18 protein-coding genes are annotated in these 12,875 nt (G+C 63.3%); 7 read left to right on the forward strand and 11 right to left on the reverse strand.

From position 1 onward, the window contains the following. The first annotated feature begins 10 nt into the window (after positions 1-10). Complete coding sequence (locus ACFOJ9_RS34555) at positions 11-787, forward strand: hypothetical protein (protein WP_378985996.1); 777 nt, start codon at positions 11-13, stop codon at positions 785-787. Here the strand turns inward: ACFOJ9_RS34555 and ACFOJ9_RS34560 are convergent. Continuing rightward, on the reverse strand, positions 687-1,730 hold the full coding sequence (locus tag ACFOJ9_RS34560; RefSeq protein ID WP_378985998.1) for a 2-dehydropantoate 2-reductase: 1,044 nt from the start codon (positions 1,728-1,730) through the stop codon (positions 687-689). The genes ACFOJ9_RS34555 and ACFOJ9_RS34560 overlap by 101 nt on opposite strands. Before the next feature lie 116 nt (positions 1,731-1,846). Between ACFOJ9_RS34560 and dapE the strand changes: the two genes are divergently transcribed. Both dapE and ACFOJ9_RS34570 read left to right on the forward strand, forming a co-directional pair. Continuing rightward, on the forward strand, positions 1,847-3,040 hold the full coding sequence (gene dapE / locus ACFOJ9_RS34565; RefSeq protein WP_378986000.1) for a succinyl-diaminopimelate desuccinylase: 1,194 nt from the start codon (positions 1,847-1,849) through the stop codon (positions 3,038-3,040). 5 nt (positions 3,041-3,045) lie between these two features. After that, a complete protein-coding gene (locus tag ACFOJ9_RS34570; RefSeq protein ID WP_378986002.1) occupies positions 3,046-3,681 on the forward strand; it encodes a transporter in 636 nt (211 codons plus the stop codon). Here the strand turns inward: ACFOJ9_RS34570 and truA are convergent. From truA to ACFOJ9_RS34595, 5 genes are read right to left on the reverse strand one after another with little or no spacing between them, the layout of a single operon-like run. Then, the gene (gene truA, locus ACFOJ9_RS34575) at positions 3,648-4,418 is read right to left on the reverse strand and encodes a tRNA pseudouridine(38-40) synthase TruA (RefSeq protein WP_378986004.1); all 771 of its coding nucleotides are present in this window, start codon (positions 4,416-4,418) and stop codon (positions 3,648-3,650) included. The genes ACFOJ9_RS34570 and truA overlap by 34 nt on opposite strands. A 23-nt stretch (positions 4,419-4,441) precedes the next feature. Beyond that, on the reverse strand, positions 4,442-4,948 hold the full coding sequence (locus ACFOJ9_RS34580; RefSeq protein ID WP_378986006.1) for a GNAT family N-acetyltransferase: 507 nt from the start codon (positions 4,946-4,948) through the stop codon (positions 4,442-4,444). Beyond that, positions 4,945-5,898: a methionyl-tRNA formyltransferase gene (fmt, locus tag ACFOJ9_RS34585; protein ID WP_378986008.1), complete on the reverse strand. Its 954-nt coding sequence runs from the start codon at positions 5,896-5,898 to the stop codon at positions 4,945-4,947. The genes ACFOJ9_RS34580 and fmt overlap by 4 nt, the downstream gene beginning before the upstream one ends. A 43-nt stretch (positions 5,899-5,941) precedes the next feature. Then, the gene (locus ACFOJ9_RS34590) at positions 5,942-6,367 is read right to left on the reverse strand and encodes a type II toxin-antitoxin system VapC family toxin (protein ID WP_378986010.1); all 426 of its coding nucleotides are present in this window, start codon (positions 6,365-6,367) and stop codon (positions 5,942-5,944) included. Further along, positions 6,364-6,651 carry a plasmid stabilization protein gene (locus ACFOJ9_RS34595; protein WP_378986012.1) on the reverse strand — a complete coding sequence of 96 codons (288 nt, stop codon included), beginning with the start codon at positions 6,649-6,651 and terminating at the stop codon, positions 6,364-6,366. The genes ACFOJ9_RS34590 and ACFOJ9_RS34595 overlap by 4 nt, the downstream gene beginning before the upstream one ends. 153 nt (positions 6,652-6,804) lie before the next feature. Between ACFOJ9_RS34595 and ACFOJ9_RS34600 the strand changes: the two genes are divergently transcribed. Then, the gene (locus ACFOJ9_RS34600; protein WP_378986014.1) at positions 6,805-7,062 is read left to right on the forward strand and encodes a hypothetical protein; all 258 of its coding nucleotides are present in this window, start codon (positions 6,805-6,807) and stop codon (positions 7,060-7,062) included. A 3-nt stretch (positions 7,063-7,065) separates the two neighbouring features. Here the strand turns inward: ACFOJ9_RS34600 and def are convergent, their stop codons facing one another. Then, the gene (gene def / locus ACFOJ9_RS34605; protein ID WP_378986016.1) at positions 7,066-7,596 is read right to left on the reverse strand and encodes a peptide deformylase; all 531 of its coding nucleotides are present in this window, start codon (positions 7,594-7,596) and stop codon (positions 7,066-7,068) included. 103 nt (positions 7,597-7,699) lie between these two features. Here def and ACFOJ9_RS34610 point away from each other — a divergent pair, with 103 nt between their 5' ends. Then, positions 7,700-8,971: a DNA recombination protein RmuC gene (locus tag ACFOJ9_RS34610; RefSeq protein WP_378986018.1), complete on the forward strand. Its 1,272-nt coding sequence runs from the start codon at positions 7,700-7,702 to the stop codon at positions 8,969-8,971. A 6-nt stretch (positions 8,972-8,977) separates the two neighbouring features. On the opposite strand, the gene ACFOJ9_RS34615 is transcribed toward ACFOJ9_RS34610, so the two are convergent. From ACFOJ9_RS34615 to ACFOJ9_RS34625, 3 genes are all read right to left on the reverse strand, one after another. Beyond that, positions 8,978-9,382 carry a GFA family protein gene (locus ACFOJ9_RS34615; RefSeq protein ID WP_378986020.1) on the reverse strand — a complete coding sequence of 135 codons (405 nt, stop codon included), beginning with the start codon at positions 9,380-9,382 and terminating at the stop codon, positions 8,978-8,980. A 61-nt stretch (positions 9,383-9,443) separates the two neighbouring features. Then, positions 9,444-10,409: a cation diffusion facilitator family transporter gene (locus tag ACFOJ9_RS34620; RefSeq protein ID WP_378986022.1), complete on the reverse strand. Its 966-nt coding sequence runs from the start codon at positions 10,407-10,409 to the stop codon at positions 9,444-9,446. A 98-nt stretch (positions 10,410-10,507) separates the two neighbouring features. After that, positions 10,508-11,317 carry a transglutaminase-like domain-containing protein gene (locus ACFOJ9_RS34625; RefSeq protein ID WP_378986024.1) on the reverse strand — a complete coding sequence of 270 codons (810 nt, stop codon included), beginning with the start codon at positions 11,315-11,317 and terminating at the stop codon, positions 10,508-10,510. A gap of 211 nt (positions 11,318-11,528) precedes the next feature. On the opposite strand from ACFOJ9_RS34625, the gene ACFOJ9_RS34630 reads away from it, so the two are divergent. Next, positions 11,529-11,654, forward strand: a complete 126-nt coding sequence (locus tag ACFOJ9_RS34630; protein ID WP_013528464.1) for a hypothetical protein — start codon at positions 11,529-11,531, stop codon at positions 11,652-11,654. A 207-nt stretch (positions 11,655-11,861) separates the two neighbouring features. Then, positions 11,862-12,176 (forward strand): quaternary ammonium compound efflux SMR transporter SugE, encoded by a 315-nt coding sequence (sugE, locus tag ACFOJ9_RS34635; RefSeq protein ID WP_378986025.1) that lies wholly within the window; start codon positions 11,862-11,864, stop codon positions 12,174-12,176. 73 nt (positions 12,177-12,249) lie between these two features. Here the strand turns inward: sugE and ACFOJ9_RS34640 are convergent, their stop codons facing one another. Next, positions 12,250-12,678, reverse strand: a complete 429-nt coding sequence (locus ACFOJ9_RS34640) for a DUF6481 family protein (protein WP_109667244.1) — start codon at positions 12,676-12,678, stop codon at positions 12,250-12,252. Positions 12,679-12,875: the final 197 nt, after the last annotated feature.

Genomic DNA, 12,875 nt, shown 5'->3' on the forward strand with positions numbered 1-12,875 from the left:
CCGATCGGACATGCGCTACCGTACGCTTGATCCGAAACTGATCGTCGAAACCGCCGAGCGGCTGGAAGAGCGGATCGCCGACCGTTTCCCCGAAGCGGGATTGCGTGGCGTCGCCGCCGAACTGGTCTCGCTGTCGCGCGATCTGGCCAAGGCGGCCAAGGTGCTCGAAGTACCGATCTGGTGGCTGCGCGGGCTCATTGTCGCGGCCTTCGTCGCCGGTGTGCTGGTGTTCCTGTTCGTCGGTACCATCTTGCCGATCGACCGCATTTCGGGAACCCACGATGCCCTGCAGTCGGTGCAAGGCATAGAGGCTTCGATCAACACCGTCATACTCGCTGTGTTGGGCTTACTTGCTCTGATCCGCACCGAGGAGCGCATCAAGCGCAAAAGGGTGTTTCGCCAGCTGCACGGCCTGCGTTCGCTGATCCATGTCATCGACATGCACCAGCTGACCAAGGATCCGGCAGCCCTTTCGGCCGATTTCAAGCCGACGGCGCACTCGCCTGCCCGCATCACCAATGCCGCCGATCTGGCGCGCTACCTCGACTATTGCTCCGAAATGCTGTCGATCACCGGCAAGATCGCAGCGCTCTTCGCGCAGTCGGTCAATGACGATGTGGTCATAGATGGCGTCAACGACATCGAGAACCTGGCGTCCAACCTGTCGCGGAAAATCTGGCAGAAGATCACCTTGATCGATGGCCGGCCGGCGGCGCAACGACCTGCTCCGGCACCAGGCCCGGCGAGCCAAGCCGCTCCGCTTCCGCCGCGCGCACCAGCGCGGTGATCCGCCGGACCGTCGGCGCCGGCGTGCCGGCTTTTTCAGCCAGTCGCAGGATGGCGCCCTGCAAGTCGTCGATCTCCGTCGACCGGCCGCGCTGCAGATCGTCCCACATCGACGAGCGAGCCTGCGGGTCGATCGCCAGCAGGCGTCGCGCCAGCAGTTTGAACAGCCAGTCCGGCAGCCTGAGCACCTTTGGCAGCAGCGTTGGTCGCAGGCCGGCGATCCGCGCCGGCTCGATGCCGGACGCTTTCATCGCCCTCAGCGCCTCGTCGATCTGACCGGCCAGGATCAGCCGCCAGCGCCTGTCGGCCAATTCGGTCGCCAGCGGCAGGCCGGAAAGCGCCACCAGCGCGTTGTTCAAATTCATCAGCAGCTTGCCCCACAGCACGGCCTTTATCTCGCCATGGGCTTCGACCGCAAACCCTTCGACGCCAAGAAGGTTGACCAGGCCGGCGTCGCGGTCCTCGACCATCACCGTGCCGTCGCTGGCGCGGTGCACGCGCAGCGGCAACTCTCCGTCGGGCGACTGCACGACGTTAAACGGCACCATGCCGGCCAGCACCGTGCGCCTGGTAAGTCCGGCGCGCAGCCTGTCGGCATTGTCGACGCCGTTCTGCAGGCTGACCACCACCGCATCGGGGCGGGCATGGGCCTTGATGAGGGCTGCGATGTCCTGCGTGGCGCCGCTCTTGACCGTCACCAGGATCACATCCGCCTGCGGCAGGGCGGCGGCCGGATCGGCGGTGACGGCAAGCGCCTCCGGCTCGATCGAGCGATCGCGGCCGTCGAGGTCGCTGACCCGCAATCCACCTTGCCGCAACGCCGCCTCGATCCGCGGCCGGGCCAGCAGGGTCACCCGGCGCCCGGCGAGCGCCAGGCAGCCGCCGGCATAGCAGCCGATGCTGCCGGCGCCAGCGATGACGATCCTTCTGTCCCCGTTTGCCATCCTGTCGCTCCGCACCGGCCCGCAACTATACGATAGGAAAACCATAATGTCGGCGCCATCACTGGCCCTTATGTCTGGCCGTGACAGGCCCTCCGCTTTCGACTATCGCTTTTGCCATGACGCTGCCGACAGATCCCGCCGAAAACCTCGCCGCCCTTATCCGTTGTGCTTCGGTGACGCCCACTGAGGGCGGCGCGCTGACTGCGCTGGAGACGATGCTGAAGCCGCTCGGCTTCCTGGTCGATCGGCCGGTGTTTTCCGAAGACGGCACGCCGGACATCGAAAACCTCTATGCAAGGCGTTCCGGCAACGGCCCGCATCTGATGTTCGCCGGCCATACCGACGTGGTGCCGGTCGGCGACGAAGCCGCCTGGACGCATCCGCCCTTCGCCGCCGAAATCGCCAATGGCGAGATGTATGGCCGTGGCGCGGTCGACATGAAGGGCGGCATCGCCTGTTTCATCGCCGCCGTGGCGCGCCATGTCGAGGCCAATGGCGGTCCGAAAGGGTCGGTCTCGCTGCTGATCACCGGCGACGAGGAAGGCCCGGCCATCAACGGCACGGTCAAGCTGCTCGAATGGGCGGCTTCCAGGGGCGAGAAATGGGACGCCTCTGTTGTCGGCGAGCCAACCAACCCGGACGCGCTTGGCGATATGATCAAGATCGGCCGGCGCGGCTCGATGTCCGGCGCCGTCACCGTCAATGGCCGCCAGGGCCATGTCGCCTACCCACAGCTTGCCGACAATCCGGTGCGCGGGCTGATGAGCCTGGTCGACGCCTTGCTGCATCCCGTCTTCGACAAGGGAACCAGGGATTTCCAGCCGACCAATCTGGAGATCACTTCCATCGACGTCGGCAACCCGGCCACCAATGTCATCCCGGCCAAGGCGACCGCGACCTTCAACATCCGCTTCAACGACACCTGGACTGATGAGACCCTGCAGGCCGAGATCCACAACCGGCTCGACCAGGCTGCCGGGCGCAAGAAGTACCGGCAGGGCAAGAAGACGCCGGTCGACTACGAACTCGTCTGGCGCGACAGGCCGAGCCATGTCTTCCTGACCCGCGACGACAGGCTGATCGAAACACTCCGCGGCTCTATCAAGTCGGCGGTCGGCAAGGAGCCGACGCTGTCGACCTCCGGGGGCACTTCCGACGCCCGTTTCATCAAGGACTATTGCCCGGTGGTCGAGTTCGGCCTGGTCGGCAAGACCATGCACATGGTCGACGAGCGCGTCGCCATTGCCGATCTCGAAACGCTGACGCAAATCTACCAGCGCTTCATCGAAGACTGGTTCGGACAGGGCTGAGCAGCATGCTTTCGGCAGACGAAACCCAAGCTTCGCTGACGGGCACCTGGCGACTGATGCTCGGCAAGGCCGACGGCCTACGCCTGCTCGACCTGTCGGCCGACGGCTTCTGGAATTCCTTCTTCGCCATCGTCGTTGCCGCACCGGCGCTGATCGTCGGCTGGGTCGGTATCGCCAACGAGATCGGCGATCCCGACGCCTTCGCGGGGCGCTTCAGCATGCTGGTGCGCCTGGCGACGGTCGACATCGGCTCCTGGGTGCTGCCGTTGATTGCGCTCGCCTTGATCGCGCCGCGCGCCGGCATCGGTGGCCGCTTCGTCCATTACGTCGTTGCCAGCAACTGGGCTTCGGCCATCACCGCCTGGCTGATGCTGCCCTCGGCGCTGATCCGGCTTTTCCTGTCGTCCGCCAGCCAGGTTTCGAGCGTTGTGTCGCTGCTTCTGTTTGCCCTGTCGATGGTGCTGACCTGGCGCATGACCAATGCCACCATCGGCAAGGGCGCAACCGTCGGCACCGCCGTTTTCGTCGGCATGTTCATCGCTTCGCTGTTGGTGCTGTTTGGCCTGCAGACGCTGCTCGGCATAACCGTGCCGGACGATGTCGGAGTTCAGAGCCTTTCCGAGCTCGTCTCGACTGGATAATCGACGCCAATGAGAAACAGCCCGTCGGGTGGCGCCACCTGGCCGCAGGCGGCGCGGTCGTGCGCCTCGAGCGCTGCTTTCAGGTCGGCCTCGGACCAGCCGCCGTCGCCGACGCGCTTGAGCGAGCCGACCATCGAACGCACCTGATTGTGCAGGAAGGAACGCGCCGAAGCTCTGACCTCAATCAGGTCGCCTTGTCGGGCGACATCGAGCCGCTCCAGCGTCCTGATCGGGCTGTTGGCCTGGCACTGGGTCGAGCGGAAGGTGGTGAAGTCGTGCCGCCCAAGCAGGACTTTTGCCGCTTCATGCATGGCGCCGGCGTCGAGCCGCTTCGGCACCCACCACACCTTGCCCTTGTCGAGCGCGGCCGGCGCTCGGCGGTTGAGGATGCGGTAGAGATAGTGGCGGCCGGTGGCCGAGAAGCGCGCGTCGAAGTCGTCGGAGGCGACCGCAGCCTTGAGGACGGCGATGCGCGCGCCGGCCGCCTGCAGATGGGCGTTGATGGCATCGCGCACCTTGTCGTCGGGCCACGCCTTGGCGAGGTCGACATGCGCCACCTGGGCGGTCGCGTGAACGCCGGCATCGGTGCGGCCGGCGGCGCGCAGCCTCACCTCTTCGCCACAGAATTTTACGATCGCCTGCTCGATCGCCTGCTGCACCGAAGGCTGATCCGCCTGGTGTTGCCAGCCGGCAAACAGGCTGCCGTCATATTCGATGTCGAGGCGAAAACGCGGCATGCCGGGCGGCTATACGCTCTCGCCTAGGCGGCGAGAGCGGTGAAGGCGGAGGCGTAAACCAGTCTGCCTGCCTCTGGTGCGTCGCCCCAGGCCAGCGCCTGCAGCGCTTCGCCCTGGTACTCGCTTTCGAAGTTCTCGGCACGTGCGTGGTTGTAGCCAAAACGGCCGTAATAGGTGGGGTCGCCGAGCACCACTGCCAGCGTTTCGCCGGCATCCTTGAGGCGGATATGCGCCTCGCGGATCAGCGCGCCGCCAATGCCGCTGCCATGGAACGAAGGCTCCACCGCCAGCGGCGCGAGCGCCACGGCCGCGAAGGTCTTGCCGCCATTCTGGACGAACAGCCGCGAAAACAGGATGTGGCCAACCACCTGGCCGTCTTCTTCCGCCACCAGTTCGGCAACGGCGTCGCCGCCGGTCACCAGCGCGTCGACCAGCCCGGCCTCCGCCTGCTGGCCGAAAGCGTGTTCCTCGACGAGGCGAATGGCCTCGCGATCCCGCGGCGTCGCCGCGCGTATCGACATCATGCTCATGAGAATTTCATTCCTTTTTCGATCTTGGCCCCGCGCAGGAATTCCGACGCGGCAGCGGGCCTTCCGCCCGCCCGTTGAACTTCGACCAGCCTGACCGCACCTGCGCCGCAGGCGACCGTCAGCCGGTCATCGAGAATTCCTCCCGACTCGCCCAAATCTTCCGAAGGCGACAGGCCTTGCGACAGCGTCGAGCGAAGCAGTTTCAGCCGCTCCGGGCGGCCACCAATTCCTATCTCGGACCAGGCGCCGGGAAAGGGCGACAGGCCACGAATATGATTGTGGACCTCGCTCGCCGAGCGAGTCCAGTCCACGCGAGTCTCGAATTTATCGATTTTCTTGGCATAGGTCACCCCGTCCACAGCTTGTGTGGTAAATGCCAGGGTGTTCCTTTCCAGCCGCGCCAGCGCTTCCACCATCAGGGTCGCACCGACACTCATCAACCGATCATGCAGATCGCCGGCTGTCATATCGGGGTCGATGGCGCATTTTTCAACCATTCCCACCGGACCGGTGTCCAGACCCTCTTCCATGCGCATCACCATCATGCCGCTTTCCAGGTCGCCGGCCATGATGGCGCGCTGGATGGGTGCGGCACCGCGCCAGCGCGGCAGCAGCGAGGCATGGCCGTTGATGCAGCCAAGCCGGGTTGCCTCCAGAACCGCCTTCGGCAGCAGCAAGCCATAGGCGACGACCACGGCGACATCGGCCTGCAGGGCGCTGAAGGCGGCCTGCTCGGTCTCGCTTTTGAGCGAAGTCGGCGTGCGTGTCTCGATGCCCAGCCGCTCCGCCTCGCGCTGCACCGGCGACGGCGTCAACTCCAGCCCGCGCCGACCGGCGGCACGCGGCGGCTGGGTGTAAACGGCGGCGACGTCATGTCCGGCCTCGGCAATCGCGCGCAACGTCGGCACCGAAAACTCCGGCGTGCCCATGAAGATGACGCGAAGGGGCATTTTTCTTCCGATATCCTGTCTTCTGCTCACGCCGTGCGCCGGCTCAGGCATCCGCTTCAAACGGGTTTATGATCTTCAGGTCAAGGCCGTCGAAGTCGCGAACGTTGCGCGTGGCGAGCGTGGCGTCATGGGCCAGACAAATCGCGGCAATCATGGCGTCAGAAAGGCTGATCGGGCGCCCGATCTTTTCCCGCGTTGCCCGCAGCTTGCCGGCAAGTCGAGGAATAGAACCGGAAAATTGCACGACACGACCGGCGAATTGCTGCGAAATCAGCTGATCGAGCACGCGAACATACCGGTCTGATCCCGTCTTGTTCAAAAACCGTTCGGCCCCGAAAGACTGCTCCATGACAACCGGCCCGCACATATAGAGTGCGAGAAGATCCTGTTTGCGGAACCAGGCGGAAACATTCGAATCTGGCACAGGCTTGCTGGCTTCGGAAACTATATTGGTGTCGAGGACGATCACTCGAAATCCTCGACCGGATGACCGAAGTCACGTTTCCCCTCTGCTTCGATCTCGTCCATTATCTCGGAAAATTCATCACCGATTGCATTCTCAGCAGCGAACGCCGAACGAATGGCATCCCACGCGGAAAGTCCCGGCTCCGGTTTGGCTTCTTTCTCCGCGACCATGCCTTTACGCAAGAGATCGATCGCCTTGCCCGACAGGCTCTGGCCGCCCTTGCGCGCCGCGTGTTCGATTTCGCGCTTCAAGGGTTCAGGAATGTCTCTGATCAGCATGTCGCCCATAGCCACCTCTATGCATGATATCAAGGATATCATCGTCAAAGCCTTTGATCAACAAGAGCTCCTATCATTCACCGCTGCCACCGAGAGAGTTCGTTAACTCTACACCTATAATTTGGGCATATAATTTCGAGCACCTATCCCTAGGAGCCCCATATGCAGCCAGATCAAAAGCCTTTTGGGAAACGCAATCCACCCTTTGCCGAATTCAAGAAGGTTGAAGAGCAATACGAGAAAGGCAAATTGTCGAGGCGAACGGAAAGTAATGTCGTCGTCTACGTCAAGCCTCTGGTAGCAGGGGCGATCGTCGTGGTTTTGTTTTTCTCACCGGAATCTCGTGCGCTCGCAATCGAAATCGGCGCGAAGGGAATCGAGATAGGTAAAGAATGGGTTCTGCGCGGGTTACTAGAGTAGATCCTATCCCGCCAGCTTACTCGGCGCCTTGTCCCTGGCGAGCTTCTTGAATTTCTTCACCACCATGTCGCGCTTCAGCTTCGAGATATGGTCGATGAACAAGACACCGTTGAGGTGGTCGATCTCATGCTGCAGGCAGGTCGCCATCAGGCCCTCGGCTTCCAGTTCCTGCAACTTGCCGTCACGGTCGAGATATTTGACCCGGACGGATGCCGGGCGCTCGACCTCGGCGTAATAGTCCGGGATCGACAGGCAGCCTTCCTCGTAGACGGAGCGCGCGTCGGCGCTGTCCAGGATTTCCGGGTTGATGAAGACCTGCGGCGCCGGCGTCTCGTCTTCCTTGGCCAGATCGATCACCAGCATGCGCAGCGGTTCGCCGATCTGGATTGCCGCCAGCCCGATGCCGGGCGCGTCATACATCGTCGCCAGCATGTCGTCGGCTAATTTGCGCAAGGGCGCGTCGACACGCTCCACCGGCTTGGAAACCTGGCGCAGGATGGGATCGGGAAGGATGATGAGCGGCTTGATCGGCATGGCGTTCCACCTAAGACCTCCAGCGAAAAGCGTCAACCGGTTGGCATGAGGCTCGTTCACGTTTTGATCTGTGCTATGAGGGCGAATCGTCTATGCTGTCCACATGAATGATTTGAGCACTATCCTTTCGGAGCCTGTCGCCCGGCTTGGCGCCACCACGATCACGCTCGGCCATGCGCTGGCCTTCGGCGCTTTGCTGTTTCTTGGCCTGTTCGTGGCGCTTGTCATCGCGCTGTGGCGGTCGGCTAAGGCGCGCGCTGTCGCCGCAGCTGAAGCCGCCGATCATGCACGCGATGCCGAGGCGCGGATGGCCGGCATTCTGCAATCGCAGGCCGAGATGCAGGGCCGCATGGGCGCTATCGCCGAAGTGTTCGGAGCACGGCAAGCCGAACTGACGCAGTCGATCGGCCAGCGCCTCGATGCCATGACCGGCCGCCTCGGCCAGACCATGACCGAGCAGACGAAATCGACGCATGAGAGCCTGGCCAAATTGCAGGAGCGGCTGGCGATCATCGACGTCGCGCAGGGTAACATCCAGTCGCTCGCCGGCCAGGTCGTGCAGTTGCAGGCGATCCTCTCCAACAAGCAGACGCGCGGCGCCTTCGGCCAGTCGCGCATGGAGGCGATCGTCGCCGACGGCCTGCCGCATGGCGCCTACGAATTCCAGGCGACACTGTCGAACGGCAGCCGGCCCGACTGCCTGGTGAAGATGCCGAACGGCGCGCCGTCGCTTGCCATCGATGCAAAGTTTCCGCTCGAAGCCTGGAACGCCATCCGCGCCGCCGACGGCGCCGACCTGCAGAAGGTCGCCTCGCAGGCCTTCCGCCGCGACATCGAGATCCATGTCCGCGATATCTCGGAAAAATACCTGATCCAGGGCGAGACGCAGGACACCGCCTTCATGTTCGTGCCGTCGGAATCGGTGTTCGCCGAGATCCACGAGAATTTCGAGGCGATCGTTCACAAGGCGCACCGCGCCCGCATCGTCATCGTCTCGCCATCGCTGCTGATGCTGTCGATCCAGGTCATCCAGGCGATCCTCAAGGATGCCCGCATGCGCGAACAGGCGCACCTGATCCAGGGCGAGGTCATCCGGCTGATGGAGGATGTTGCGCGTGTCGACGAGCGGGTGCGCAAGCTGCAGGTGCATTTCGGCCAATCGGCCAAGGACATCGACGACATCCTGGTTTCGACGTCGAAGGTCACCAAGCGCGGCCAGAAGATCGAGGCGCTGGAGTTCGGCGCGCAGCCCGAAGGCGATGCCGCCGCGGACGCCGCGTCACGGGCTCCGGTGGCGAAGGTCGAACCCGGCCCGCGCGTTGCCGATTCGAAAACCGGACAGCTCAGGCTGAGGGTTGTCGAAGGCGACGACTGAGCGGTTCTACTGCTCCTCCACCGTGGTCATGCCTTGAAATTCAGGCAGCCAATGCAGCGCCGAGCGGTGCCATTTCTGCTGTGTCGGGATCAAATCCTGGCGTTGCCGCGCGGTTCCGGCTCGAATTCCATAGACCTTTGGACCGTCTCCGACCGATGTGGCGTAAAGGTGCGAACCGCAGTCGGCGCAAAAGGCCTGGGCGCGCCTGGCGCCGCTCGCCACGGTCTTGATGTAGATTTTCGGCGTACCCTTGGTGATGCGGTAGTTGCTTTCGGGCGCCGGAACCGTCACGCGAAAAGCCGTGCCCGTCAGTTGCTGGCAATCCGTGCAGTGGCAGATGTTCGTCTTTTCAGGATCGACCTCCGCCTCGTAAGTGATGGCGCCACAATGGCAGCCGCCGTCGATTTTCATCTTCGCTCCTCCAAAGTCCCTTTAATCTTAGCGGGGAAGACCGTGAGGCAATGGCGCAGCGCTAGTCCAGAGCCGGATCGGATGCGGTCTCGATCAGCTTGCGCCTTTGTTCCCAGGTGCCGGTGGTCTGTGGCTTGACGAACAGCCGCGTGATCTCCGGCATCTCCTTTTTCAGCCGCGCCTCCAGGCGCTCGACGCAGGCTTCGATCTCCGGCGCCGTCAGATGATCCTCGAACTCGATGCTCAGGCCGGCGACGATCTCTGTCGGCCCCATATGGACGGTCAGCACGCCGTTCGCCCGCTGCACCGCTGGATCCTGCTGGGCGATCGCCAGCACCTGTCTCTGCACTTCGGGCGATGCCGGCTCGCCGATCAGCAGGCCCTTGCTTTCGCGGGCCAGGAAGATCGCCGTCGCACCAAGGATCAGCCCAATGCCGATCGAGGCGGCGCCATCGAGCTCCGGCATCTCCAGCAGTTCCGCCGCCAGGATGCCGGCGAAGGCGACGATCAGGCCGAGCAGCGCCGCACTATCCTCGAACAGCACGGTGTAGACGCTCGGATCCTTGCTCGATTGCACGGCCCGCAGCCAGCCCTGCTTGCCTTTCTGCTGGCGGAACTCCTTCAGCGCCACCAGCCACGAACTGCCTTCGAACAGGAAGGAAAGGCCCAGAACGATGTAGTTCACCTCAGCGTTGGCGACCGGTTCCGGCGCCATGATGTGGATCACGCCTTCGTAGAACGACACGCCGGCGCCCAGCGCGAAGACGAGAAGTGCGACGATGAAACTCCAGAAATAGAGTTCGCGGCCGTGACCGAGCGGATGTGTGCGGTCGGCCGGACGGGCGGCGCGGTGCATGCCGTAGAGCAGCAGGCCGCCATTGCCGGTATCGACCAGCGAGTGCACGCCTTCCGACAGCATCGCCGAGCTGCCGGTGAAGAGGGCGGCGGCGAACTTGGTCACCGCGATGGCGAGATTGCCGGCGAGTGCCGCGTAGATCACCTTTTTTGAGCCGCCATGCCCGGCCATGGTGTTGTCCCCGTTCGAGGCACCCAGTCTAACGACCAGACCGCCGAAGCTCTACAGGCATGACAACGCGCGAACCGCCCGGTCGTTCAAGACGACGGCTAGTCGACGATCTCGCTGGTCCACACCTTGAAGCCGGCAAGCGTGCCCGGCCCGAAAATATGGGTCAGCGGCACATCAGCCGCGTCACGGCCGGAGGCGATCAGGATGCGGCCGATGCGCGGCGCATTGTTGCGCGGGTCGAAGACATGCCAGCGGCCGCCGAGATAGACTTCCATCCAGGCGCAGAAGTCCATGCTCGCCCACGGCTTCGGCATGCCGATGTCGCTGATGTAGCCGGTGCAGTAACGCGTCGGGATGTTGAGTGCCCGGCAGAAGGTGACGGCGAGATGCGCATAGTCGCGGCAGACGCCGCTCTGTTCGCGATAGGCTTCCGCCGCGGTGCGTGTCGGCCGCGCATTGCCGTAGTTGAAGACGATATGGTTGTGGACGAAGTCGCAGACCGCCTGTACGCGTGGAATGCCGAGCGGCGTATGCCCAAACAGCCGCCACGCCTCGCTTGCCAGAAGGTCGCTCTCGCAAAACCGGCTGGGCAGCAGAAACAGCAGCGTGTCCGCCGGCAGGTCGCGCACCTCGTGCTGCCAGGCCATCAGGTCGCCCATCTCGAAGGTGCCGGGATCGCGGATCACGGCATCGGTGCCAAAGGTGAAACGCCCGGGCGGGGCGACGAACCGGTTGCACCAGTTGCCGAAACTGTCGCGATAGCTTTCGATCGGCACCGGCGGGTTGGAGATCAGGAAATCCGGCCGCTCGAGATCGGAGGCACGCGAATAGTGCACATTCAGCATCGCGATGAGCGGCGTTTCCTGCGGAAAGTCGAAGCTCATCTCGCAGCCGATGTGGATTCGCATTGTCGTCCTGACGGCCTGCCTGACGATCACCCGGCGAAGGCACGGGTTGATGCTGCAGTGCGAAAATGACCATGACATGGACCGCCAGGGTTTACGAGCAAATTAGAAACCGGTTGAAAGCGATCCGCTGACGGCGGCAGCAGTCGCTAACCCCTTGCAGTCGGGCGGTTCTCTTGTTTCACTTCGCTTCCCGCAATCGGAGGAACGAATCATGGCTAAAGGTGCGATGAAGGCAGGCAAGGAAGCCCGCAAGCCGAAGAAGGATGCCAAGAAGCCAGCCCCGGCTCCCGCCCTGAAGGCGCCGCCGGTCAAGGCGATGAAGCTCAAGGACAAGTAGGTCCGGCCCATCCGCTTCGGAACAAGATTACGGCCGGCAACACTGTTGCCGGTCGCTGTTGATCGAGCGCCCGAAATTCCTATATTGGCGTGGCGGGGACGACCTCGCGCTTCCCCAAAAATCCGGACGGGACGACCCGCCATTGTTTGATTGATCGTCGGACTCCGAAAATCATTTTCGGTCCGATGCTCTGATGGAGCGTTGTCGATGTCGTGGATTCTTCTCTTTTTTGCCGGCCTGTTCGAAATCGGCTGGGCAATCGGCCTCAAATACACAGACGGCTTCTCGAAGCTGGTGCCGACCGTGCTGACCGTTGCCTCGATGGTCGTCAGCCTCACTCTGCTCGGCCTGGCATTGAAAGCGCTGCCCGTCGGTACCGCCTATGCGGTGTGGACCGGCATCGGCACCGTCGGTACGGCACTGCTCGGCATCTGGCTGCTCGGCGAGCCTGTCACCGCGATCAGGCTGGCCTGCATCGCGCTCATCGTCTGCGGCATCATGGGGCTGAAGTTCGCCGCCTGAGCTAGCGGCAAACAAACACGATCAGGGCCGCTGCGAGGCGACCCTGACCTTGAATTTGATGCTTGCCGCGAGGCTAGCGGGCGGAGAAGCCCGGAGGCGTCCTGCCGGTGCGCTGCTTGCGCGCCGCATAACGCGCGTCGCGCTTGGCCTTGCGTTCGGCTTCATCGGCCAGAAAACGGGCGATGCGCTCGTTCTCTTCGGATTCCCGAATCTTGGCCTCGGCCTGTGCAGCTTCCTCGGCGGCGATACGTGCCGCTTCGGCTGCTGCCTCGCGCTCAGCCTTCTCAACCGCTTCGCGTGCCAGCTTTTCCTGCTTCAGCCGGGCCTTTTCGGCCTCGCGGATTTCGCGAGCCTCGAGGATCGCCTTGCGTTCGGCCTGTCGCGCCAGCACCGCGGGATCATCCGCCGCCGGCTTTGCCTTGAAGCGCTCGAGGAGCGCCTTCTTTGCCTCGTTTGCGGCGTTGCGCCGCTCGAAAACGTCTTTTTCCCTGTAGATAGCCAAGTCCACTTCCCTGAAGTCAATTCGCGACGCTTACATACGCGCGAAAACCGAGAGTTCAAGCGCCAAAACGGCATGGCAGCCATGAAATTGTTGGCTGTTGCAGCCGGGAGACGCCTTTTCGGCCGAAACCGACATGCACTGTTCACCGTCCGCCCCTCTGGCGGGGCGGTTGACGCATCGCTACCTCTGGAGCGGTT

Origin of the sequence: Mesorhizobium cantuariense (assembly GCF_042647205.1) — a bacterium.
Lineage (GTDB): Bacteria > Pseudomonadota > Alphaproteobacteria > Rhizobiales > Rhizobiaceae > Mesorhizobium > Mesorhizobium cantuariense.

Bases quoted from the DNA above. Each gene is read 5' to 3' on its own strand.
- ACFOJ9_RS34555 (WP_378985996.1), top strand. From the start codon at position 11: ATGCGCTACCGTACGCTTGATCCGAAACTGATCGTCGAAACCGCCGAG.
- ACFOJ9_RS34560 (WP_378985998.1), bottom strand. From the start codon at position 1,730: ATGGCAAACGGGGACAGAAGGATCGTCATCGCTGGCGCCGGCAGCATC.
- dapE (WP_378986000.1), top strand. From the start codon at position 1,847: ATGACGCTGCCGACAGATCCCGCCGAAAACCTCGCCGCCCTTATCCGT.
- ACFOJ9_RS34570 (WP_378986002.1), top strand. From the start codon at position 3,046: ATGCTTTCGGCAGACGAAACCCAAGCTTCGCTGACGGGCACCTGGCGA.
- truA (WP_378986004.1), bottom strand. From the start codon at position 4,418: ATGCCGCGTTTTCGCCTCGACATCGAATATGACGGCAGCCTGTTTGCC.
- ACFOJ9_RS34580 (WP_378986006.1), bottom strand. From the start codon at position 4,948: ATGAGCATGATGTCGATACGCGCGGCGACGCCGCGGGATCGCGAGGCC.
- fmt (WP_378986008.1), bottom strand. From the start codon at position 5,898: ATGCCCCTTCGCGTCATCTTCATGGGCACGCCGGAGTTTTCGGTGCCG.
- ACFOJ9_RS34595 (WP_378986012.1), bottom strand. From the start codon at position 6,651: ATGGGCGACATGCTGATCAGAGACATTCCTGAACCCTTGAAGCGCGAA.
- ACFOJ9_RS34600 (WP_378986014.1), top strand. From the start codon at position 6,805: ATGCAGCCAGATCAAAAGCCTTTTGGGAAACGCAATCCACCCTTTGCC.
- def (WP_378986016.1), bottom strand. From the start codon at position 7,596: ATGCCGATCAAGCCGCTCATCATCCTTCCCGATCCCATCCTGCGCCAG.
- ACFOJ9_RS34610 (WP_378986018.1), top strand. From the start codon at position 7,700: ATGAATGATTTGAGCACTATCCTTTCGGAGCCTGTCGCCCGGCTTGGC.
- ACFOJ9_RS34615 (WP_378986020.1), bottom strand. From the start codon at position 9,382: ATGAAAATCGACGGCGGCTGCCATTGTGGCGCCATCACTTACGAGGCG.
- ACFOJ9_RS34620 (WP_378986022.1), bottom strand. From the start codon at position 10,409: ATGGCCGGGCATGGCGGCTCAAAAAAGGTGATCTACGCGGCACTCGCC.
- ACFOJ9_RS34625 (WP_378986024.1), bottom strand. From the start codon at position 11,317: ATGCGAATCCACATCGGCTGCGAGATGAGCTTCGACTTTCCGCAGGAA.
- ACFOJ9_RS34630 (WP_013528464.1), top strand. From the start codon at position 11,529: ATGGCTAAAGGTGCGATGAAGGCAGGCAAGGAAGCCCGCAAGCCGAAG.
- sugE (WP_378986025.1), top strand. From the start codon at position 11,862: ATGTCGTGGATTCTTCTCTTTTTTGCCGGCCTGTTCGAAATCGGCTGG.